General features: G+C 61.3%; 23 protein-coding genes. 6 read left to right on the forward strand and 17 right to left on the reverse strand.

The features are described from left to right. Positions 1-80: 80 nt before the first annotated feature. The 3 genes from ACYQ14_RS08780 to ACYQ14_RS08790 all read right to left on the reverse strand — a co-directional run bounded on the left by ACYQ14_RS08780 (position 81) and on the right by ACYQ14_RS08790 (position 2,894). Positions 81-1,478, reverse strand: a complete 1,398-nt coding sequence (locus ACYQ14_RS08780; RefSeq protein WP_459887199.1) for a signal recognition particle protein Srp54 — start codon at positions 1,476-1,478, stop codon at positions 81-83. A gap of 83 nt (positions 1,479-1,561) precedes the next feature. Further along, positions 1,562-2,161, reverse strand: a complete 600-nt coding sequence (locus ACYQ14_RS08785) for a hypothetical protein (RefSeq protein ID WP_459887200.1) — start codon at positions 2,159-2,161, stop codon at positions 1,562-1,564. A gap of 94 nt (positions 2,162-2,255) precedes the next feature. After that, positions 2,256-2,894: a hypothetical protein gene (locus tag ACYQ14_RS08790; RefSeq protein ID WP_459887202.1), complete on the reverse strand. Its 639-nt coding sequence runs from the start codon at positions 2,892-2,894 to the stop codon at positions 2,256-2,258. 114 nt (positions 2,895-3,008) lie between these two features. On the opposite strand from ACYQ14_RS08790, the gene ACYQ14_RS08795 reads away from it, so the two are divergent. After that, entirely contained in the window at positions 3,009-3,848 is an 840-nt protein-coding gene (locus tag ACYQ14_RS08795; protein WP_488193326.1) for a DUF8170 family protein, read from the forward strand. Positions 3,849-3,937: 89 nt separating this feature from the next. Here the strand turns inward: ACYQ14_RS08795 and ACYQ14_RS08800 are convergent, their stop codons facing one another. Further along, complete coding sequence (locus tag ACYQ14_RS08800; protein ID WP_459887204.1) at positions 3,938-4,537, reverse strand: cupin domain-containing protein; 600 nt, start codon at positions 4,535-4,537, stop codon at positions 3,938-3,940. A 137-nt stretch (positions 4,538-4,674) separates the two neighbouring features. Between ACYQ14_RS08800 and ACYQ14_RS08805 the strand changes: the two genes are divergently transcribed. Both ACYQ14_RS08805 and ACYQ14_RS08810 read left to right on the forward strand, forming a co-directional pair. Then, on the forward strand, positions 4,675-4,884 hold the full coding sequence (locus ACYQ14_RS08805; protein ID WP_459887206.1) for a type II toxin-antitoxin system HicB family antitoxin: 210 nt from the start codon (positions 4,675-4,677) through the stop codon (positions 4,882-4,884). A gap of 89 nt (positions 4,885-4,973) precedes the next feature. Further along, a complete protein-coding gene (locus tag ACYQ14_RS08810) occupies positions 4,974-6,434 on the forward strand; it encodes a dihydrolipoyl dehydrogenase (RefSeq protein WP_459887208.1) in 1,461 nt (486 codons plus the stop codon). Positions 6,435-6,697: 263 nt separating this feature from the next. On the opposite strand, the gene ACYQ14_RS08815 is transcribed toward ACYQ14_RS08810, so the two are convergent. Both ACYQ14_RS08815 and ACYQ14_RS08820 read right to left on the reverse strand, forming a co-directional pair. After that, positions 6,698-6,898 carry a hypothetical protein gene (locus ACYQ14_RS08815; RefSeq protein WP_459887210.1) on the reverse strand — a complete coding sequence of 67 codons (201 nt, stop codon included), beginning with the start codon at positions 6,896-6,898 and terminating at the stop codon, positions 6,698-6,700. 103 nt (positions 6,899-7,001) lie between these two features. After that, on the reverse strand, positions 7,002-7,802 hold the full coding sequence (locus ACYQ14_RS08820) for a sulfurtransferase (RefSeq protein ID WP_459890026.1): 801 nt from the start codon (positions 7,800-7,802) through the stop codon (positions 7,002-7,004). 282 nt (positions 7,803-8,084) lie between these two features. Between ACYQ14_RS08820 and ACYQ14_RS08825 the strand changes: the two genes are divergently transcribed. After that, positions 8,085-8,951: a sulfurtransferase gene (locus ACYQ14_RS08825; RefSeq protein WP_459887211.1), complete on the forward strand. Its 867-nt coding sequence runs from the start codon at positions 8,085-8,087 to the stop codon at positions 8,949-8,951. Positions 8,952-9,253: 302 nt separating this feature from the next. Here the strand turns inward: ACYQ14_RS08825 and ACYQ14_RS08830 are convergent, their stop codons facing one another. Next, positions 9,254-10,471: a polysaccharide deacetylase family protein gene (locus ACYQ14_RS08830; RefSeq protein WP_459887212.1), complete on the reverse strand. Its 1,218-nt coding sequence runs from the start codon at positions 10,469-10,471 to the stop codon at positions 9,254-9,256. A gap of 203 nt (positions 10,472-10,674) precedes the next feature. On the opposite strand from ACYQ14_RS08830, the gene ACYQ14_RS08835 reads away from it, so the two are divergent. Then, positions 10,675-11,304, forward strand: a complete 630-nt coding sequence (locus ACYQ14_RS08835; RefSeq protein ID WP_459887214.1) for a rubrerythrin family protein — start codon at positions 10,675-10,677, stop codon at positions 11,302-11,304. A 34-nt stretch (positions 11,305-11,338) separates the two neighbouring features. On the opposite strand, the gene ACYQ14_RS08840 is transcribed toward ACYQ14_RS08835, so the two are convergent. The 10 genes from ACYQ14_RS08840 to rpl18a form a co-directional block, all read right to left on the reverse strand. Continuing rightward, positions 11,339-11,611 carry a DUF7553 family protein gene (locus ACYQ14_RS08840; protein WP_459887216.1) on the reverse strand — a complete coding sequence of 91 codons (273 nt, stop codon included), beginning with the start codon at positions 11,609-11,611 and terminating at the stop codon, positions 11,339-11,341. A gap of 96 nt (positions 11,612-11,707) precedes the next feature. Beyond that, complete coding sequence (gene thiM / locus ACYQ14_RS08845; protein WP_459887218.1) at positions 11,708-12,541, reverse strand: hydroxyethylthiazole kinase; 834 nt, start codon at positions 12,539-12,541, stop codon at positions 11,708-11,710. Continuing rightward, the gene (gene thiE / locus ACYQ14_RS08850) at positions 12,538-13,257 is read right to left on the reverse strand and encodes a thiamine phosphate synthase (protein ID WP_459887220.1); all 720 of its coding nucleotides are present in this window, start codon (positions 13,255-13,257) and stop codon (positions 12,538-12,540) included. The genes thiM and thiE overlap by 4 nt, the downstream gene beginning before the upstream one ends. Positions 13,258-13,338: 81 nt before the next feature. Further along, on the reverse strand, positions 13,339-13,938 hold the full coding sequence (locus tag ACYQ14_RS08855) for a GNAT family N-acetyltransferase (protein ID WP_459887222.1): 600 nt from the start codon (positions 13,936-13,938) through the stop codon (positions 13,339-13,341). A 134-nt stretch (positions 13,939-14,072) separates the two neighbouring features. Continuing rightward, the gene (locus ACYQ14_RS08860; RefSeq protein WP_459887224.1) at positions 14,073-15,854 is read right to left on the reverse strand and encodes a Coenzyme F420 hydrogenase/dehydrogenase, beta subunit C-terminal domain; all 1,782 of its coding nucleotides are present in this window, start codon (positions 15,852-15,854) and stop codon (positions 14,073-14,075) included. Then, positions 15,844-17,544, reverse strand: coding sequence for a nitrite/sulfite reductase (locus ACYQ14_RS08865; protein WP_459887226.1), 1,701 nt, complete (start codon positions 17,542-17,544; stop codon positions 15,844-15,846). The genes ACYQ14_RS08860 and ACYQ14_RS08865 overlap by 11 nt, the downstream gene beginning before the upstream one ends. A 407-nt stretch (positions 17,545-17,951) precedes the next feature. Then, on the reverse strand, positions 17,952-18,803 hold the full coding sequence (locus ACYQ14_RS08870; protein ID WP_459887228.1) for an NmrA/HSCARG family protein: 852 nt from the start codon (positions 18,801-18,803) through the stop codon (positions 17,952-17,954). Positions 18,804-18,923: 120 nt separating this feature from the next. After that, positions 18,924-20,369 carry a signal recognition particle-docking protein FtsY gene (gene ftsY, locus ACYQ14_RS08875; RefSeq protein ID WP_459887230.1) on the reverse strand — a complete coding sequence of 482 codons (1,446 nt, stop codon included), beginning with the start codon at positions 20,367-20,369 and terminating at the stop codon, positions 18,924-18,926. 14 nt (positions 20,370-20,383) lie between these two features. Further along, positions 20,384-20,842 carry a prefoldin subunit alpha gene (gene pfdA / locus ACYQ14_RS08880; protein WP_283836819.1) on the reverse strand — a complete coding sequence of 153 codons (459 nt, stop codon included), beginning with the start codon at positions 20,840-20,842 and terminating at the stop codon, positions 20,384-20,386. Continuing rightward, positions 20,839-21,015 (reverse strand): 50S ribosomal protein L18Ae, encoded by a 177-nt coding sequence (rpl18a, locus tag ACYQ14_RS08885; RefSeq protein ID WP_283836818.1) that lies wholly within the window; start codon positions 21,013-21,015, stop codon positions 20,839-20,841. The genes pfdA and rpl18a overlap by 4 nt, the downstream gene beginning before the upstream one ends. Positions 21,016-21,171: 156 nt before the next feature. Between rpl18a and ACYQ14_RS08890 the strand changes: the two genes are divergently transcribed. After that, a complete protein-coding gene (locus ACYQ14_RS08890) occupies positions 21,172-22,083 on the forward strand; it encodes an AEC family transporter (protein ID WP_459887232.1) in 912 nt (303 codons plus the stop codon). Positions 22,084-22,087 lie beyond the last annotated feature (4 nt).

Here is a 22,087-nt window from a genome sequence, read left to right on the forward strand (position 1 = left end):
CGAGGGCAAGAAACTGATGGCCGAATCGGCTCGAGAAGGTGTTAGGCGGCCATCATCAACAAACGACGAAAGGGTTTGGGTTATCCGAACGGACCCATGCCGCCCATTCCGCCGCCGCCTCCGCCGCCACCGCCCTGTTGCATCTGTTGCATCATCCGTTGCATCTCCTTTTCGGAGCCCATACCCTGGAACTGCTTGATCGTCCGTTCCATCATCTTGTACTGCTCGAGCAGTTCTCGGACCTTATCTTCGTCCGTGCCGGAGCCGCGAGCGATCCGCTCGACCTGGCTCGCACCGATCGCTTTCGGGTACTCCTTCTCGGCGTCGGTCATCGAGTCCATGATAACGCTGAAGGTGCGCATCCGGTCCTGGGTGACGTCCATCGCGTCGTCGGGGAGCTGATCTTTGATCCCGCCGCCGAAGCCGGGGATCATATCCATAACCTGATCGAGCGGCCCCATGTTGTTCATCGCCTCCATCTGCTTTTGCATGTCGTTCAGGGTGAACGAGCCCTGCAACATGTCTTCGGGATCCCAGTCTTCCTCTTCGACATCGGTTTGTTGCATCGCTCTCTCGACTCGCTCTGCAAGCTGGCCGAGGTCGCCCATCCCGAGCAGTCGCGAGATGAAGCCGTCCGGCTCGAAGCGTTCGACGTCCTCGACCTCCTCGCCGGTCCCGAGGAACGCGATCGACGAATCCGTCTGGTCGACCGCCGTCAGCGCGCCACCACCCTTTGCGGTCCCGTCGAGTTTCGTGATGACGACGCCGTCGATGCCGATCGACTCGTCGAACTGCTGGGCCTGTTCCTTTGCGCCCTGACCGATCGCCGCGTCGAGGACGAGCAGGGATCGATCCGGTTCGACGACGCCTTCGATCTGTTCGATTTCGTCGATCAGGTCGTCCTCGAGCGCGTGTCGACCCGCCGTGTCCACGATGTGCACGTCGGCGTCGCTGGTCGCCTCGAGGCCCTCGCGGGCGATCTGGACGGGGTCCTCGCCATCGGGGTCGCCGTAGAAGTCGACCTCCGCACGTTCGCTCATCTGCTCGGCCTGATCGTACGCGCCGGGTCGGAACGTGTCCGTCTGGATAACGGCGGGGCGGAGACCCTTCGTCGAGAACCACCACGCCATCTTGGCCGCGGAGGTCGTTTTACCGGATCCCTGCAGACCCGCAAGGAGGATCGTCTGCTCCTCGAGGGGCAGGTCCGTCGACTCGCCGATGAGTTCGACCAGTTCTTCGTAGACGATGCGGAGGACGAAATCGCGTGCCGGAGTCCCGGCGGGGGGCTCTTCCTCGAGCGCCCGCCGTTCGATGTTGTCCGACAGCTCCATGACGAGCGAGACGTCGACGTCGGCGGAGAGCAGCGATCGCTGGATCTCCTTGACGATCTCCTCGACGTCCTCTTCGCTGATCCGTGACTTCCCGCGGAGTTTATCGAGGGTGCCCCGAAGGGAACTCCCGAGATCGTCGAGTACCATTTGCTCGGTGTACGAGACGGCGGCGTTAAAGCCTTTTTCTGTGATGGCCGACAGCGACTCGAGCGATCACGACGCCAGTACGATCACAACCCCAGTAACGCGTCCAGTACCATCTGTCCGGGGATGGCGCCGACGAAGACACAGAGAACGAGCGCGGTAACCGTCTTTTGGACTCGTTTTTCGTACTCGTCGAGGCCGGTATTATCGACGTTCGCGATCTGGAGGGCGCGAATAGGACGCTTGTAAAGCGGCGTCTCGCGATAGCCCGGCGACTGATTCTGCAAGTAGCGTTTTCGCAGTCGTCGCTGTTTCCAGAACGACCACACAGTGTACCCAACCATCGAAACCGCAGTTCCGGTGAGCGACAAGAGCCACATCCACCCGCTGATCGGATCCTCGAGGTGGGGCTGATCGACGAACGGCTCGTCGGACTCGACGAGCAAGACCGCGACCAACGCGAGCAGGGAGAGTATCGTCAGCAGAAAGAACGCGAACGCGAGCCGAGCGAACAGCCCACCCAGATCGGGCGGGATCATGATCGCACGGATCCACGACTGGTCGTCGCCCTCGCCGTCTTCGTCCTCACCGGCTTCGCCCCACCTCGCGTTTTCGGCGTCGGTTTCCGACCACCCGCTTTCGTCGTCGTCATCGTCGCCCGACCCGATCCGAATTCGCATGACCATGCTGGTCAGTTACTCGGTCGCGACTACTGAAAGATTTCGACAGTGTGTGGTCATTACAGGTTTGACCAGTAAAAATTTGATAGCGATCAGAGGACTAGAAGAGTTCGTCGAGAGGCCGGTCTGCTCCGTCTTTGGTCTCGACGTTCTCATCCGGCTCAATAGGAGGAGCATCGAAGAGCCGGCCGCCACCACGTTCTCGGGCAGCGAGTGCGTTATCGATAATCGCCTCTGTTTCGTCGTCGATTTCTGGGATTTTGAGGGAGTCACTGACGGCTTCTGGCAGTTCTGGTCGCGGCGCATCCTGATGTCTCTCGATTTTCTCGGTAAGATAGAGATTTTCCTGTAGGGCGCGCAGAACCGGGACGTACCGGAGGTAGCTGTACTCATCTAAGAGGGAGATTCCGTAGCTGGTGAACCCCCAAAACTCCCGTGGGTCGTTATGCTCGGCCTCATTTCCACGGTATTTGTACTTCGCCATCACCCGTTTCTCTGCAAGTCGGTCGAGATGCTCCCGGATGGTGGAGCGATTCTTGGGCACTAGGTATTCGAGTTCGTCGAGTGTCGCCAGGTACTTCGGATGCCCAAGCACGGCTTGGATGATGTGGTAGCGGGTTTCTTGAGTGAGGAATTGGTGTGCCCGTCGCTGTTTCTCGATCGGCATGACGTCGTCACCGCCAAATGGGTCTGCCTCGCCGCCGCCCGAACTTCGTGGACTCCCCGCACTGTTGCTCATACGTGTCTGTTTCGTCTTCACTCCAGTAACTGTTCGGGATAGATAGGTTGGGATTATAGTGTATTTACAACCCAAGTATGAACGTTAAAGTCGAACACGTTTGTAGTCAAAAATATGAACGTTCCACGGGTTCCGCGCAATTCGTACGCCATCTACCGGGCTGTCGACCGAATTTTTGAGGGGATTAGCTCCTCACCACAGGGAGACTACCACGAAGTCGTCCGGTATATGAACGAAGAACTCCCCCGGTTCGAGCAAGCCGATAGTAGCTACCTGATTCTTGGTAGCTACCGCAGCGCGTACGGACGACGCCTTCGAGAGTTCGCTAACTGCCTCAACATGCCAACAAACGCTGAATCAATCGTTCTCGGGGATACAATCGACTTGGATACCGAGGTTGTCCCCGAATTCGACATCAAGATCAACCTCCTCGGTGAGGCAACAGATTATATCGCTGGCGTCTATGAGAAGGAAAGCGGTGGGGAGAGTCCGGAACTTGGGGTTGTCAGAGCACTCTTCGTGAACAAGACATTCGTGTTGCCGCGCGACTATACTGGCCTCACCCGCGATAGCCTGGAGACGCGAGAAAACGTCATCCAAGCTGCTCTGGCGGTCTACTACGCTGACTTCGATCATATCGATAGTAAGCAGAGAGTCGCCGAGAAAAAGAAAGCGGAAATCGCATCACTGCTGACAGCAGCGCGAGAGGAAGGCGTCGACATCACCGAGCGAGAACTTACCGACATCATCAAAGAGCGTCAAAGCGACATTGATGAGCCGCCCGCCGAATATAGCTGGGTCCGCCTAAGCTTCTTCAAACGGTTTGAGGCGATGGACCAGTGCCACCCCTGGACGACGATGGCCGAGCTGCGAGATCTCGTCGATGAGATGCCGGGGCCAGAACGCCCACGATGGGAAACTGAATTTACCGTAGGGACGTTCCACGACGAATAGCGACACGCACAAACACACCGTACCGTTCACTAACTCCTGTTCTCTCCGATCGTCGGGTATTCAGAGAGCAAAACGACTCGAGAAACCGTTCACTCGACGTCCATCGTCGCACCGCAATCGGGACAGACGAGTTCCGACTCGGTTCCCGACGAGATTCGCATGTGTCCAAGTCCGCACTCGGGACACCCGATGTCCCGCTCGCCCAGCGTCGGAATCCGGGAGATTCGTACGTCGTCGCTGTCTTTCGGCGCGCCCAGCGCGAACGCGACGACCGTCTCGTCGGAGTCGTTTTTCCCGGACTGGAATTCGCCCGGAGCGAACCGGATCGCTTCGCTAGCGTCGACGGTGATTTCGTTTCCGTTACTCGAGTGGCCGTCCTTCTCGCTCGAGGAGTAGTCCTCGCCACTCGAAGGGGCGTTCCAGTCACCCGAGCAGTCGTCCCCATCCTCTCCGTTCGAACTCCGGCAGGACCGCGCGAGCTCGAACGTCACTGTTCCCTCGAGGACGAGAAACACTTCCTCCTGATCCATGTGCGTGTGGACCGAGCCGCTGACGCGTTCTCTGGGCTCGAGAACGTATCGAGTGATCGCGACATCGGTCGTTCCCAGCGGGTCGGCTAACGCCCTCCTGTCCGAGTGGCAGTCGTCGTCGGGAGTGGGCTTGACCTCGTCGATGGAAACGCGCTCCATGCTCGAGACAGGGACACGAAGTGGCAAAATAACTGTGGCGCGAGCCGAAAGTGGTTTCGTCCTGCTTGGAGCAATCCACACTCGGCTGGGAACCCGTTGTCAGCAGATATTTGACGCGCCCAGCGATAGCATCGGGTATGACAGGCGACGCGCGAAACGCGAGCGATCTCGCGGATGACGAGTCGATCACCGTGAGAATCGAGAACGAACTCTATATCGCAGAGGACGAGGAAACGGGCATCTCGAGTCAGGGACAAAACGAGGAGGCGGCCCTCGAAAACCTCGCCGCGGCGCTCGAGACCTACCGGGAGGGAAGCGCGGAGCCGGACGACGACGGCTGGCTGTAGCCGGATCGCCTCCTCGAGCAGGTCGGGCCACTTTCGACCCGGATGGCGGGCTCCACTTATTTGCGCCTGCTCGTGGTCGAGAGCCACGCATGGAAGCATACGACATCGTCGTCCTCGGCGGTGGCTCTGGCTCGCAAGTCGCGACGGCGGCGGCTGATGAGGGTCTCGAGGCGGCCGTCCTCGAACCCGGCCCGCTCGGCGGAGCCTGTATCACCAGAGGCTGTATTCCCTCGAAGGCTCTCATTCACCGAGCGGAGATCCTTGAGGAGATCCATCGCGCGGATCGCTTCGGGATCGACGCCGAAGTCCACGACGTCGCTTACGAGGAGATCACCGATGCGATCCACGAAGCCGTTTTCGGAAAGGCGGATCGACAACGCGAGAGCCTCGAGGCGAACGAACACGTTACCCTCTACGAATCGGCGGGGCGGTTCGTCGACGATCGAACGGTCGAGCTCGTCGATCCCGAACGCGAGGAAAGCGGCGCTGATGCCGAAGGACGACGGATCCGCGGGGAAAACGTCGTCATCGCCGTTGGCTCGAGACCGACGGAACCACCGATAGACGGCCTCGAGAACCTCGAGTACCTGACGAGCGACAACGCACTCTACCTCGACGAACAACCCGAGCGCCTCGTCATCGTCGGCGGCGGCTACATCGCAGCAGAACTCGGTTACTTCTTCGCCGCGCTCGGCACCGAAGTCTCGATTGTGGGGCGAAGCGACCGACTTGTGCCTCGAGAAGACGAGGCGATCGGCGAGGTCGTGACCGACTCGCTCGAGCGCTATTGCAACCTCTACACCGGGTTCGAGGCGACTGCCGTCTCGAGTCGAAACGGTGGCGTCTCCGTCACTGTCGAATCGACCGACGGCGGAGACGGCGAGGGCGCAACGGAGGAACTCGAGGCCGACGAGCTCCTCGTCGCCGCCGGCCGGCGACCCAACACGGATACGCTCGATCTGGAAGAAACTGGCCTCGAGACGGCCGAGGACGGATCGATCCCGGTCAACGAGGGGCTCGAGACCGACGCGGACGGAATCTGGGCACTCGGAGACGTGCTCGGCGAGTTCCCGTTCAAGCACGTCGCGGACTACGAGAGCGAAATCGTCGCAGCGAACGTGCTCGCCGACGAGGCGCGTGCGGTCGACTACACGGGCGTTCCCCACGCCGTTTTCACGTCGCCACAGGTCGCGAGTCTGGGGAAGACGGAGTCGGAACTCGAGGACGAGAATCGAGAGTACGACTCGGCGACGACACCGTACGGCACCGCACCTATGGGGTTGATCCTCGGGGCCGACGACGGCCTCGTGAAGGTGCTTGCGGGACCCGACGGTGAGATTCTGGGTTGTCACATCGTCGGTCCGCAGGCCTCGACCCTGATCCACGAAGTCGCCATCGTCGTCCAGCGCGGCGACGGAACGGTGTCGGAAATCGCCGAGACGGTCCACGTCCACCCGGCGTTGAACGAGGTCGTGGTTTCGGCGTTCGACGAGGTTGCCTCGAAGCCGTACTCGACGACGCCGGACTGGCGAGACGTGAGCGAGATGTAGCGCAATCCCAGAGGTCACGTCGTTTCGGTTTCCCAGAGCTCACCGAGACAAGCGACGACATCCCTACAAATTCGCCCCACCACAACGAAGAAATCGGTAGGAAACGACGCGTCGACCGCATCCTCCATCCCGGCGAGTGGCGGCTGGTGGTGATGATCTCGAGCGGTGTGGGGGTTTTCGTGTCGGGCCCCATCTTGTCATTTCGCTTGAGCGCGACGATGGGCAACAGCCTCGTGAGAAATTACGAAGTTGGCCGAACGCACTTAGCGGAATCGACGATACGCGCGGAGCAGGATCGACGCCGCAGTTCCGAGACCGGGAACGCGCGAAGAGAGGGCCGCAGCACCGAGTAGTACGAGACCCTCGACTCGCCGCCCCTTCGCGAATTCGGCTATCGCATCGATCACGGTCGTGACGGTACTCGCTTTCTTGAGCGTGTCCGCTCGGTTACCAGTTGTGGACATCGGTTCGAGTGAACTAACGGGGTTTGCGAGAAAAACACAGTTGGCCTGCAGATGCAGGCTATGTGCCGTGTGCAGACATCTACACCCGATATCCAAACCCAAATCAACGCGACTCGGTCTCGGTCTCGAGCGCACCGTCCGCCGCGATCCACTCCGTAAGACTCCCTTCGTAGAACGCGATGTCGTCGTAGCCCAGTGCCCGGAGGACAACGTAGGTGTGGCTGATCCGTCTGGCCGTGTTGCAGTAGAGGACGATCTCTCGATCGGGCGTAATGCTGTGGTCGATCAGTAGCTCCTCGAGTTCGTCTTCGGGCTTTAGCCGCCGCGTCTCGTCGTCGACGACTTCCCGCCAGTCGAACCGAACCGCGCCGGGGAGGTGGGCCTCCGCGAACTCCTCGCGCTCGCGCGTATCGACGAATACGGCGTCGCGCTCGAGCGCGGCTTCGACCCCCTCGAGGTCGATCAGCGGGCTCTCCTCAGCGGTCAGCGGATCGGGCGCGTAGCTCGAGGACTCGATTTCGGGATCGTCGCTCGTCGTCTCGTGTTCGCGACTCCAGGCGCTGAAGTCGCCGTCGAGGAGTCGAACATCATTGTGGCCGTAGACGATTGCGGTCAGGACGAAGCGAGCGGCGAACACGCCGTGCATGTCGTCGTAGGCGACGAGCGTATCCCCGGGTTCGATTCCGGACTCCTCAAGCAGGTCGGCGAAGGCGTCCGCGCCGGGAAGCGTTCCGGGTTCGTCGTTCGACGCGTCGCGGTAGGCGTCGAAGGGAACGTTCACTGCACCCGAAACGTGGCCGATGCCGTCGAACTCCCAGGCGTCCCGCACGTCGACGGGACGGACCGTCGGATCCTCGAGGTGTTCCGCGAGCCACTCCGGCGAAACGACGAGCGAATCATCCATTGGCGCTACCATGTCGTCGGAGCCTCGAGAGGGCACCGGTTCCGGCACCGCTCTCGTAGGTGCCGAGGTGGTGGCAAATATTTCCGCCATCCGTTGCAAACGATCAGAGATTCCACGGAAAAAACAATCAAACCGACGATAGCAACGCTATACGCACGGTTTACGCTCCGACGGATCCAACACTTTTGAGATTAAGAGGCAACGCTATCCGCCAAAATGAAGCTATGACCGCATTGTCCGGTTAGAAGGGGTTCTTTGTGGTTCTCGGTCCAAGTGGAATGTATGGCAACAGACTACGCCAACGACGTACTCGTAACGGCTGATTGGGTCGAAGAACGACTCGAGGAGTTCGAGAGCGACGATCCGGAGCTTCGGCTGGTCGAGGTCGACGTCGATACGGAAGCCTACGACGAGGCCCACGCACCCGGCGCAATCGGGTTTAACTGGGAGACCCAACTGCAGGACCAGACGCGACGGGATATCCTCGAGAAAGAGGACTTCGAGGACCTCCTCGGCAGCCACGGCATCACCGAGGATTCGACGGTCGTCCTCTACGGCGACAACTCGAACTGGTTCGCCGCCTACACCTACTGGCAGTTCAAGTACTACGGTCACGACGAGGTCTACCTGCTCGACGGCGGTCGAGAGTACTGGCTCGAGAACGATTATCCAACGACCGACGAGGAGCCTGACTTCTCCGGAGTCGAGTACGACGCCGCCGGGCCGCGCGAGAGCATCCGCGCCTACCGCGAAGACGTCGAAAACGCGATCGAACGAGGCGTTCCGCTCGTCGACGTTCGTTCGCCCGAGGAGTTCCGCGGCGAGATTCTCGCACCCCCAGGGCTCCAGGAGACGGCCCAGCGCGGCGGTCACGTCCCCGGTGCCCAGAACATCTCCTGGGCGGCGGTCACGGACGACGACGGCCTGTTCAAAAGTCCCGAGGAACTCGAGGAGCTCTACGCTGAGAAGGGAATCGACGGCGACGAGACGACCGTCGCGTACTGCCGAATCGGGGAGCGCTCCTCGGTTGCGTGGTTCGCACTGCACGAACTGCTCGGCTACGAGGACACCGTCAACTACGACGGGTCCTGGACCGAGTGGGGTAATCTTGTGAATGCGCCGGTAGAGACGGGCGAGGCGGACGACTGAACGGAGGGAAGGAGTTCGCCTCGAGGCGAAGCGGGGAGCGCCAGCGACCCGCGGAGCGGGCGAGGCGGACGACTGACGCGAGGACGACCGCATGGAGTCCTCGCGCAAGAACGACCGACAGGGAGAGAAAATTGGGCATCACTGCCGAACCAGCCCTCGAGGCGGAGCGTGACAAACAGGGAACCTCGAACGCTCGGTCGACAGCAAACCGCGCTGTGGTTCGGTCTCGATCGCCGTTTTCTCTCGAGACGCGCCAGACGCCGACTTCCTCGCTTCCCGAATCTGCTACTTGATTTAGGTCTCTAAAGCACGTACTCTTCTTCGACGTCACCGGGGAGAACGACCTCAAGCTCCCCGTCGGCTTCCATCTCGCTCAGGTCGGCCATCGTCTCCTCGAACGAGTCGAGCAGATCGTCCTCGAGTTCGTGGTAATAAAGCGTCGTGAGGCCCTTCATCTCCGCGGTCCACTCGAGCAGTTTCCTGGCGTCGTCCGGATCCGGGTCACCGACGCGCGGACAGAGTGTGGTGTTGGTGATCTGGCCGCCCGCACCGTAGCCGCTCGCAAAACAGAGGTCGTGGTGATCGCCGGCGGCTTCGACTGCGGCTTCGTCGAAGTTTCCGAGCGGGTACGCGAAGTAGCCCGCGCCGTCCTCGAAGCCGTTGTCCTCGAGCCACTCGACGGCCGATTCGATCTGTGCGGACGGATCGTCCGTGTCAGTCAGGTCGCCGTTGTTCGCCGACTGACTGGCGATCGTCCACCCGGCGCCGTGCAGTTCCTCGAGTTTGCTCTGGCTCATTCGAGAGTCGCCACCGACGAAATCGGTGTTGACGAACGCCGTCGCGGGAATGTCGTACTCCTCGAGAACCGGGAACCCTTCGGAGTAGGTCGTCTCATAGCCGTAGTCGAACTGGACCATCACCGTGCCCGTCTCGGGACGCGGCGTGAAGTACAGATCGTCACACCAGAATTCCTTTTCCTTTTCGTCGCCGGTCCAGGCCGCGATCTGGATCGAGGAAATCGCAGAGAGGTCCGGATCGCCGTCGATCGAACCGACGCCGAAGTTGTACCGCATGAGCGACATATCCGCGGCGGACCGGCCGCGAAAATCGACCCGGTCGCCGTTTTCGTCGGTGAGCTGGATGATCGGATTCTGCAGGTCGTCGGAGGCGACTGCCAGCCCAGGGACCTCGTCGGAGAAATCCTGTGGCGAATCGAACTCGCGTCGGATCATGACGCCGCTGTCGGATTCCGATGCCTCGAGTAGCGCGGATTGAGAGCCGACGAGCGATCGATCTTCGTCGGCTGTGAGCGAGCCTTCAACCTCCGTCCACGCGTCAAGATCCTCGAAATCGTCGAACGTTCCGTCGTCGTCGGTTTCGACGTTATCTCCGTTCGGATCGCCGCCTTCGTTCGGGTCGTCGTCACCGTTTTCGTCATCTTCGGGATCGTCTCCCGAGCCCGCACAGCCAGCGAGTCCTACGACGCCTGCTGTCGTTACGAGGTACGTTCGTCGTTTCATTGTTCACTCGAAGACGTTCCACGTTCGGAGATTGTTATGACTTCGTTACCGTCAGTTCAACCGGTAGAAGGGACCGAATACCGCCGAGTAACGACCGCCAAACCGCCGTTTTACCCGGCACAAAAAGGTCGGTTGAGGGTGAATAGGATCCACTTCGGCGCTATCACGACACAACTAACTCGATTCCGATCGTAGGCCGATCCATGACCAATGGCGAGACGTTTCTCGACCGCGTTCGTGAGACGAACCAGACACCGCTCTCCCGACTCGGGTCGTCAAAGTCGCTGTACGCCGCCACGGACGGCGATATCGACACCGAACCGGTCCTCGAGGCGACCGCCGACGCCGAGTACGCCGCATGGCAAACGTTCGACGAGTGGGCCGAAGACGAATCGAACGACCGAGCGCGCGAAGCGTTCGAGACGACCGCCGAAGAAGAACGGGAGCACTACGAAACCGTCTCCGAGCAACTCGAGGCGTACGACCCCGAGGCCGTTCCCGCGCTCCACGAGTATCTCCGCGGGCTCGAGTCGACTGTTCCTCGAGTCGGCGCGTTCGCCGGACGGATCCTCGCGAGCAAGCACTCGAAAGAGCAGGTCGTCGGCTACTTCGTCGGGAACGCAGATCCCCAGAGTGCACAGTTGTTCCGCGAGTTCGGCGAGGATTTAGACGAGCAACTCGATCGGGTTACTGACCTCCTCGAGGCAGTCTGTAACGGTGAGGACGACTGGGATCGAGCCAAAGAGGCCGCAACGGGAGCCATCGAATCCGCCTACGACGAGTACGTCGAGAATCTCGAGACGATGGGGGCGAATCCGAAACCAGTCTGTTGATTCGACGCACCTGGTGGCCGGCGCCTCCGGGAGATCAGACGCCCTCGAGCGTTTCTCGGAACTCGTGAATCGAGTCAAGTGCGTCGTCGGCGTGATCGGCGACGTCACCGCCCTCCTCGTCGGCGATCTCGGTGATGATGTGTTCGTGACGGGCGAGTCGACCGTGATCGGGGCCGCGGTCGGCTGTCGCGAGCTGGTCGAGCTGGTTCGATTGTTTCTCCAGTCGTTCGCGCGCTTCGTCGTTGCCGGCCGCGTCGGCCGCATCCGTCAGCGATTCGGCCGCGTGCTCGAGTTCAGTTCGTGACATTGGTGTCGGTTCGAGGTTCACGCTCGAGTACAATAGCTGTTGGACACGTCGATGTCGAGAAACTGCAAGCGGTGATCGCGAGAGAGTGCAGATCGGTTACTCGAGCGGAGTTACTCGTCCCTCGGGATCCAGTTCGTCGACGACCTCCGCGGAGAGTCCGGCGACGGAATCAAGGAAGTTCGTCCGATAGCTCGCCGGGCCGTTGTACTCGAGGTGCGTCGCCCGCTCGCCGGCGATTCCGAACGTGAGCGTTCCCCGAACCGCCGCGGCTCGGTCGTCCTCGAGCGCGCCACAGAACGCGGCGACGGTGGCTCCGAGCATGCAACCGGTGCCGACGACCTCGCCCATCATCTCGTGGCCGGCCGAAACGGAAACCGCGTTCTCGGCGTCCGCGACAATATCCTCGACGCCGGAGGCGACGACGGTCGCACCGGTCGAATCCGCGAGCGATCGAGCTGTTTCGTCGATCTCGTCGTAGTCGCCGATCGATTCGACGCCCTTGACGTCCGCTTCGACGCCCGAAAGCGCGCTGATCTCGCCGTAGTTACCCTTGATCACGGCGAAATCGACCTCCGAGAGGAGGCTCTCGGCGACCGCCTCCCGCGACGGCGTCGAACCGACGCCGACGGGGTCGAGAACGACTGGAATTCCACGATCGTTGGCCATCCGGCCGGCCTCGTGCATCGCTTCGACGTTGTCGTCCGCGATCTGGCCAGCGTTGATGAGGATCGCGCCCGCGATTTCGGCCATCTCGCCGGCGTCGCCGAACGAATCCGCCATCACCGGCAATGCGCCCCAGTGGAGGATGATGTTCGCCACATCGTTCATTGTCACCTGATTCGTCAGCGCCTGCACGAGCGGTTTCGACTCCTCGAGCGCGTCGAGTGTCGTCTCGAGTTCCTGCGCTGTTACCGCTTCGAAGTCGGTCATTGTACCACCCCTCCGTCGTCGACGGTCTTTCCGGTTTCCCCGGCCGCATCGGCGTCTTCGTTCGGTGCGGTCTCGCCCGCACGTCCCGCCTCGACCGCGGAAGCGAGCGATTCGGTCGCCGCTTTCGGGTCGTCGGCGGCCGTAATCTCGCTGATGACCGCGACGCCGATTGCACCCGCCTCGACGGCGGGAGCCGCGTTTTCGGCTGTTATCCCTCCGATCCCGACGACCGGAATCGAGACGGTGTCGACGATTTCGCGGATCCGATCGTGGCCGATTCCGTCTTTGGATTCCTCGACGTTCTTCGAGGACGTACCGTACACCGCGCCGACGCCGAGGTAATCCGCGCCGTCGGCTTCGGCCTGCGTAGCCTCCTCGAGCGTCGAGGCCGAACAGCCGATGATCGCGTCGGGCCCGAGAAAATCTCGAGCGACCGCGACCGGGAGATCCGACTGCCCGAGGTGGACACCGTCAGCGTCGATCGCCTGCGCGAGGTCGACCCGATCGTTGACGATCAGGTCGACGTCTGCCGCCTCGGTGAGTTTTCTGCACTCGAGGCCGATCTCGTATCGCTCGCGCGTCTCGAGGCCCTTGTCCCGCAACTGGACGACGTCGATGCCGCCGTCGATCGCGGCACGGACAATATCCGGTGTCGATCGACCGGCTGAAATCGACGACTGAGTGACGAGATAGGTCTGCCACGTCGATGGATTCATGAGAGATACCATGTGGTGGTTCGATAAATCGCTTTGGTCCGAGGTGGTTCGTCGGTTGCGCCGACGGAATCGGCGGGTTCCTCAAAACAACTCGAGACGCGATTCGCCGGCAGTCACCAGTTCGTCCAAATCGGCTGATTCGAAAACCTCGGGGAACGGATCTGGACGGTTGGGATTTTCGGGCTTATCCGCGAGTTCCCGCCGCCACCACCGCACGTCGTGCCACTCGCCCTGCGTGTAGCCGACCCGCGGAAAGTCCGCGAAGCGATCGAACCCGAGCCGCTCGTGAAATCGAACCGTTTCGGGGTTCGGAACCGTCGTCACGGCGTAGACGTCGCAAACGCCCTGCCGCTCGAGGACGGCAAACAACGACTCGTACAGTGCTCGACCGACGCCCGATCGGCGGGCGTCCTCGGCAACGTAGACCGACAGTTCGACGACCCATTCGTAGGCCCGTCGTTTCCGAAGTTTGCTCGCGTACGCGTAGCCGACAACGTCGCCGTCGCGCTCGCAAACGAGCCACGGGTAGGTCTCGAGCGTCTCCTCGATTCGGTCGACCATTTCGGATTCGTCGGGAACGCTTTCTTCGAACGTCACCGCCGAGTCCTCGCAGAAGGGGGCATAGATACGTCGAACCTCGCCGGCGTCCGCCGGCGTCGCAACTCGAATACCGGATTCCATGGCCGCACTTCCGGCCGTTCGCCAATAAGTCCGCTGAACGAGGAAAGGGAGAAGTTCCGACGCTGACGCTCGAGAGCCGATAAATGCAAAAAACGGAACGAAAACGAGATCAATCGAAACCGCAGCGGTGGCCGTTAGTGACCGTAATCGTGCGGGTTCAGCTCAGTGCCGTAGTTCTCGGCGTGGTCCGTGTAGTCGATGAACCGGGGTGCGTCGGGATCGAACGGTCGCTCGAGGCTCTCGAAGGCCTTCTTCTTGTCCCAGCCCTGGAGCTTGCCGACCGCGGACTTGTCCTCAAGGTCGTGGTAGTCCAGATCGGGTTCGGTGATCTCCCAGGCTTTCATGCCCTGTTCGGTTCGGACGATGACGCTCGAGTACTCGTCGGACGAACCGACCGAGCCGACGGTGAGGTCGGCACAGAAGCCGGTGAAGTCGGCACATTCGTCGCAGCCTTTGAGCGCGGCGTCGTGGAAGTTCTCGATGTCTTCGTCGAGAATCATCTCGCCGTCGTGGTCGTAGACCATCAGCTTGCCGTGGAGAACGTCCATCTTGCCGATCTCGTCGGGCGAGATACCGCGCTGGTCCTCTAACTGCTCGCCCATGAGACTGTAGTAGTTGAAGTTCTTCGTACACATCAACGCGATCGTGTAATCGACCGCACGAATGCCCTCGTTCTGTTCCTGGTAGTCCCACTCAAAGTCCTGCAGGGCGCGGATGCCCTCGATCTCACACGGCGTGCCGACGAGCGCGAGGCTGAGTTCGTCGAACGGTTTGTCGGGGAGCTTGTGCTCCCACTGATCGAGGTTCAGGTTGCCGAGTGCAAGCGTCTGGTTATAGATCGTCCCGGCGTTTTCGATCAGATCCTCGTGACTGGTCGCGAGGTAGCTTTCTGCCTTCCAGGCTTCGTCCTCGCTCTCGGTCGCGATGAGCGCGCCGTCGATCTCGCCCGCCTCGAGGAGGTGCGAGAGAACTGTCGTGACGACACCGCCGTCCTGTGCACCTTTCGTCCAGCTCTCGTCGACCCGCGCGGAGAACTCCGTGATCGGGTCGCCGGCACCTTTGACGTTGTCGTCGCCGCCAGTGATCTTCCACTGGCGTTCATAGCGCAGGCCGCCGCGGGGACAGAAGTCCCAACAGAGCGAACAGCCGGTACACATCTTGACCAGCTCCGGCAAGTCGTCCTCGCCGACGCCGATCGAATCGGACGGACAGGCGGCGACACAGGTCCCACACTGGATACAACGGCCGTCGTCGATGACGGCCTCGTCCAGCTCCATGAACCAGGTCTTCTCGTCCGGCGTCTCGATGTCGTTCATCTCCGAGCGAATCGAGTACGTCGGCGTCTCGAGGTCGACGCCGTCTGGAACGCCAACGCGCGTATCGGGAGCGTCGTCGTAGACGTCCTGGCTCGCGTTCTCAGCAGGCTCTGTGAACTCGAGGTCGCCGAGGTTGCCCTGTTCGTCGACATTTGCAACCCCTGCTCCATCGGTTGCCACGGTTTTCTCTGTGGTCTGCTCGCCGCAGGTGCAGGTGTTCGATGAGCAACTCTCGCCGGCGTCGGCGTCACCGCTTGCACCGCTTCCTGCGGGCTGGACGGCTCCTTCTCGAGCGTGATCGATTCCTTCTCGAGACCGCGGCGCTCGGCCGCTGGTCTCGGGGACGATAACATCCTCGGCATCGTCGCCGCTGGATTCGGGAACGCCCGGGAACGGCTGCTCGTCGCCGCGGCTCGCGGTTTCACCGCTCGCTCGCTCCGAGGACTCGCTTTCTCGCGGGTCACTTCGCTCCCCGCTCGATCCGTTCGAGGCCTCCCGTCGGTTGGCCTCGCCCCGTTCGGCCTCGCGGCTCGCGTGTCGCTTCGCTCCCGCTTGCGTCTCCGAGGCCTCACTACGTTCGGCCTCGCCGTCAATCCCCATGGGCAACACCTCCTGCAACCGGCGCGTCGGCCTGTTGCATGATCGAGCGAAGGCGCTCGTTGTCGACGCGGCGACACCAGGCGTAGAACTGCTCGTTGTCGTGTTTCTCCTCGGCGTAGGCGTCAAACAGTCGCTCGAGGGCCGGAATTACGGAGTCGGCCGGAACGGCGTGTTCGATCCAATCGAGGAACTCGTTGTCGGTGCCGAGCGAGCCGCCGAGACCGAAGTCCATTCCTTCGACGAGGTTGTCTCCTTCCTCGTTCGGACTGTCTTCGTCCTCGAGTTTGACGGTCTCGCCACGGAAACCGATGTCCGCGATCTGTGGCTGTGCACAGGAGGCCGAGCAGCCGGACATATGCATCCGAACGACGTCGAGGTCGTCTGGCGTGTTGATGCGCTCGTCAAGCTCTCGAGCCCAGCGCTTGGTGCGCTTTTTGGTCTCGATGATGGCGTAGTTACAGAACTCGTTGCCCGTACAGCCGACCGCACCGCGGGAGAATGGCCCCGGATTGGGCTGATAGTCCTCGGCGAACGGTTCGGCCAGAAGGTCCTCGACGTTCTCTTCGGGAATGTGCGTGATGAGGAAGTTCTGGTCGGTCGCGAGCCGAACGGAGGCATCCTCGGTGCCGTACTTTTCGGCCGCTCGAGCGGCCTCGGCGAACTCGTCGCCGCCCATACGGCCGGCGATCACGTTGAAGCCGACGTACTGGAGCCCGTCCTGTTTCTGGTCGTGAACGCCGACGTGGTCGCCCTTGTAGCCGACGGTCAGGTTCTCGCCGCCGTCGGGCAGGTCGACGGTACAGCGGTCGCGGATGGCTTCCTCGAACTTCTCGGGACCGAGCTGTTCGACGAGATAGCGCATGCGGCAGACGCCGCGGTTGTTTCGGTCGCCGATCTCCTTGAACGTCTGGGCGACGGCACGACAGAACTCGACGGCGTCTTCGGGTCGGATGAACGCGTCCAGCTCGGAGCCCATCCGCGGCCCGTCCGAGAGGCCGCCGCCGACGCGGGCGTGAAAGCCGTAGAGATGTTCCCCGTCGATCTCCTTTTTAGCGGGAACGAGCCCGATATCGTTGATCTGGGATTGTCCGCAGTCGTGAGCGCAGCCGGTGATTGTGAGTTTGAACTTGCGGGGCAAGTTAGCGTACTCGCGGTTGCCGGTGAAGAAGTCCGAGACGGCGTCGATAACCGGTTGTGCGTTGAAACACTCGTGGTCATCGAGTCCGGCGGCCGGGCAACCGAGGACGTTCCGGGCGGAATCACCACAGCCCTGGACCGTCGTCAGACCGACTTCGTCGTAGCGGTCCCACATTTCGGGGACGTCCTCGACGCGGATCCAGTGTTTCTGGATGTCCTGTCGGGTCGTGATGTCGAGGTAGGCGTCTCCCCAGAGTTCGTTTTGCTCTTCGCCGCCGTACTCCTCGGGAGCGACTGCGAGGTCGTCGGTAACTTCGCCGATGACCTCGGCCTGTTCAGGCGTGAGTTTCCCGCCGGGGACCTTCGTCCGGATCATGAAGTAGCCCTCCTGTTTCTGGGCGTACATGCCAGCCCACTTCAGGCGCTCCCACTCACCGTCGCCAGCTCGCTCTTCGATCTCCTCGAAGGTGAGCCCGTCCTCGGCGTACTCGTAGACATCGTCGAGGACGTCGAGGGGATGCTTGTTCTGTTTGTACTGTTCAGTCGTGTTCACGCAGACCACCGCCGTGTCAAAAGGCGACCAGCTGGTAGCGTACTCGAGATAGCTGTCTCGCTCATCGGTTACCGGATCCTAGCACCCTGCCACTATACCCTTCAGTAATCAGGCGAACCATGACGGGGCTAGGATAATCCGGTCAATATTACCACGAACCGAACTGGCCCGAGCGAGAAGAGACTTCGAAACGAACTGAACGGGTTCGGTCATCACTGGCACCGAAGCGGCCGTCGCGTATTCGCGGAAATTGTTTCCGGTAGGTGCTACGGGGCCGAATATCGATTCGAGAGACAAATTTCTTTACTATCATATTTCAGCCAATTGCGAGTCTCGTGCCGGCCCAATTGGCGTTCCAATCCGGACGGCTCGCCGGACCGAACGGCCAGCAATTGGAACGTCACCCGTTAGTCACGCCACTCCCGCTCGAGATACGTCTCGAGGCGGTTGAACGGGATCTCGTACTCGGCCCGAAGTTCGTCGATCGGTGATTCGTAGCCCGATTCGTTGAACCACTCGAACATCACGGCGTACTCCTCGCCCTGGCTCTCCTCGACGTCGTCTATCGAGAGATGCTGGGCGCGAACGGGCGTCTCGAGCACGTCGGCGAAGCGAACGGCCATCGCACGAAGCGAGAGTTCGTCGCTCGCGAGTTCGGAAGATTCCCCCTCGTGAACCTCGGGATCGGCGAACACTTCCGCGACGAACGCGCCCAGATCCTCGACATCGAGGACCTGCAACGGGTTCGACGGCTCGAGTCCCATCGCGAGCGTCCCGTCCTCGATCGACTCGCGAAAGCCCTCGAGATTCTGGGCGAAGAAGACCGGACGGACGACCGTCGCCGGGAGTTCGCGGTCGTCGATCATCGTTTCGATCTCCCACTTCGACTCGAAGTGGGGAATGCCGCTGTCGCGTTCGGCTCCGCCGACCGAGGAGAAAACGAAGTGATCGACTCCCACGTCGTCGACCAGTTCGATCACGTTCCGTCCCTGTTCGACCTCGTCGTCGTAGCCGTGCTCCCAGTAGTTAGTCATCAAGAAGACGCCGTCGGCAGCTTCGACGAGCGGTTCGATGCTGTTTTTCTCTTCGAGGCTCCCCTCGACGATCTCGGCCCCTCGCTCGGCGAGTTGGTGTGACTCGTGTTTGTCTTTGTCTCGAGTCAGCGCAAGCACCTCGAAATCCCGCTCGAGGAGATGCCGGGCGACGGCCCCGCCTTGCGTACCCGTCGAACCGACCACGAGAACTGTGTCGATAGCCATGGCAAGCCGGTTACAATAGCGGAGACTAAGAAATTGATCCGGGCGCTTGCAACCACCGAACATCGCACAAATACGAGAAACGTCGCATCGGACTCGAGCCGAATCTACCCTCGACAACGACTACTCGTCCTCGAGCAGTCGATCCGCCATCTCCTCGGGATCGAACCGCTCGAGATCGTCGTACTCCTGGCCGACGCCAAGGAAGAGGATCGGTTTCCCGGTAACGTGAGCCACCGAAATCGCCGCGCCGCCGTTCGAGTCGGCGTCCGCCTTCGTCAGAATCGCCCCGTCGATCTCGGCGGCCTCGTCGAACTCTCGAGCGCGGTTCACCGCGTCCTGTCCGGCGACGGCCTCGTCGACGAACAGGGTCATATCGGGGCCGACGACGCGACCGATCTTCTCGAGTTGATCCATCAACCCTTCGTCGGTGTGGAGCCGACCCGCCGTATCGCCGAGGACGACGTCGATATCGTTCGCTTCAGCGTACTCGACGGCGTCGTACAACACTGCAGCGGGGTCCCCGCCCTGATCGTGGGCGATGAGCTTGCTGTCCCGCGCCTCGGCGTGTTCGCGGATCTGCTCGTTGGCACCCGCCCGATACGTGTCGCCGTTGGCCATCACGCTCGAGTAGCCGCGTTCCTCGAAGTACCGGTCGAGTTTCGCGATCGAGGTCGTCTTCCCGACGCCGTTGACGCCGGTAAAGATGATGACGATCGGCTTGTCTTCGATCGCGATGCGCTCGTCGAAGTCGAACTGGCCAACGCTGATGACGTCGTAAATCGCATCGCGTAAGGCCTCTTCGACGACGTCGCCCGTCGAAGTCGTAAACGTCCGCGTCTCGCCGATCAGTTCGTCGCGGATGTTGTCGAGGACCTCCTCCGCGACGCCCATCTCGACGTCGCTCGAGAGCAACGCGAACTCGAGTTCCTGAAGCGGCCCCTCGAGGTCCTCTTCCTCGATGACGAACTTCCCGCGAACGAGGGATTTGGCCTTGCGACCGAAGCCGGTCGAGCCGTTGTCGTCGCGTTCGTCGTCCGCATCCGCTTCGTCAGCACTCGATTCGGCGGCATCTGCGGCCGCTTCGGCGTCAGTCGCGTCCGCCTCCGACGGCACCGGTTCGTCGGCGGCGGTCCCCGCCGTCACGCCACCGGTTCCCGACGGAGACGAACTATCGACTGCCGACGACGGATCGTTCGAAACGTCGTCGACCGAAGCGGTGTCGACATCGGTTGCGGCCGCGGAGCCATCTGCCATGTTGGCCGCGGATCCGTCCGCCACATCGGCCGCGGAGACACTGTCTTCGAGTTCCGGGTCGGGCGAAGAACCGTCCTGCGCCGCATCGACGGTATCTGTTCGTGGTTCCTCGGACGCGTCCGGGCTCGTCGCCGCGTCGGCGGTCTCGCTACCAGCGTCGTTTTCGGCGAGTTCGCCATCCGCGGCGGCTTCGTCGTCCTCGAGATCTGACGCCGTATCCACATCGTCGTCGACCTCCTCGGCGTTCTCTTCGGCGGCCGCTTCGGCGTCTTTCCGGAAGCTCCCGAGTTTCTCCTTCAGGTTATCGAACATGGGTCGTAATCGACTTATTCGTCAGGACCTTGACCCTGCTGGCCCTGCATCTGCTGCATCTGCTGTTGCATCGCTTGCTGTTGCATCTGCTGAGCCTGCTGCTCGAGTTGCGAACTCTCTGCTTCGAGTTCGGAGATCTGTGCGTTGACCTCGTCGATCTCGTCGTCGAGGTTCTCCTTTTTGTTCTCGAGCGTGTCGACTGCGCCCTCTCGCTCGAACTCTGCTGCGTAATCGGCACCGAGTTCGACGATCACTTCGTCGATATCTTCGACGGTTGCACGAACGTACGCGCCGCCACCGAGGGGAACCTGCACGACCGAGTCCGACTCGAGGGTTTCGACGGCTTCGATTGCCTCGTCGACTTCGGTCTGCTCTTGCTGGATCGCTTCGACGTTCCCTTCGAGCGCTTCGATCTGCTCGTCGAGCTCTTGAATCTGCTGAGAGAGCTGCTGGAGTTCCTGCTGACTACTCATTGCTGGGATACCTCCTCGAGTTCGATTCCGGTCCGTTTGACGCCGTGTCGACTCCCAATCTGGGAAAGCACGTGCTCGCGAGCGACGTTCTCGTTCTCGGCTTCGATCGTCGTCTCGAACGGTGCGTAACCATCTCGGTTTTTGAATCGACCGCTAACGTTGAATTCACTCATGCCCATTGCTCCGTCGGGGAGCCGGAAGAACCTTGCCTTCCCATCCGGTGTCGTGTCCGAACGACGACCCCAGTTCCCATATTATTTTCAGACTGGTTACTCCGTAATTGACTCCAAACCGAACGGTAAAAGACACCACGTGAACTGTGCCGGGGCATGGAGGTCGTCTGGCGACTGCTTGCGCTTCTCGTGTTGTTACTCGTCGGTACCGGATTGCGGGCCAGCGGGATACTCGATACGAGCAGAACTGCGCGGCTAAACGATGTCGCCTATTACGTCGCGCTCCCGGCGCTCATCTTCATCTCCACGTACGATCAAGCGGTCGAGGAACTGCTTTCTCCCGCGCTGTTTGTGGGGCTACTCTTCGTGTTGTTTTCGACGGCAGGACTCGCCTGGATCGTCCACCGAAATCGGTCCTCGAGACCGCTCCAGAGCGTCGCAATCGTCCAATCGTATCACTCGAACCTCGGCTATCTCGGATTTCCGCTCGTCGCGGCGACGTTCGGTGCCGAGGTGACCGCAATTGCGGGTGTGATCCTTGGTATTATTTCACTGATTCAGTTGCCGATGACGGTGCTCATCCTCGTCTTCGTCAACGAAGCGGACACGAAGATCCGACGGGAGCTCAAAGGCCTGTTCAAGAACCCCGTTCTCATCGCGCTTCTTGCGGGGCTCGGTATCGGTTCCAGTTCATCCGTTACGGTTCCCGCGCTCGTCGCGAGCGGACTCGATATCGTCGGGGCGTTTGCCCTCCCGCTCGCGTTGCTCTGTGTCGGGGCGTCACTACAAGTCGATCTACCAGCGGTCGATTTCGGCGCATCCGGATCGGTGATTGCACTCAAAATCGTCTGCATGCCGGTGCTCGCCTGGATCGTCTTCTCGCTGCTGACCGTCGACGAGGCGACGTTCACCGCGAGCGTCGTCATGCTCGGAACGCCGACGGCCGTCTCGACGTTCGTGTTCGCGAACGAACTCGGCGGCGACGAAGAGTTCGCGTCGTTGAACGTCTTCGCGACGACGCTGGTTTCTATTGCGACGCTGTTCGTTCTCATCACGCTCGTGAGTTGACTCG

The sequence above is a fragment of the Halostagnicola bangensis genome (assembly GCF_054653435.1).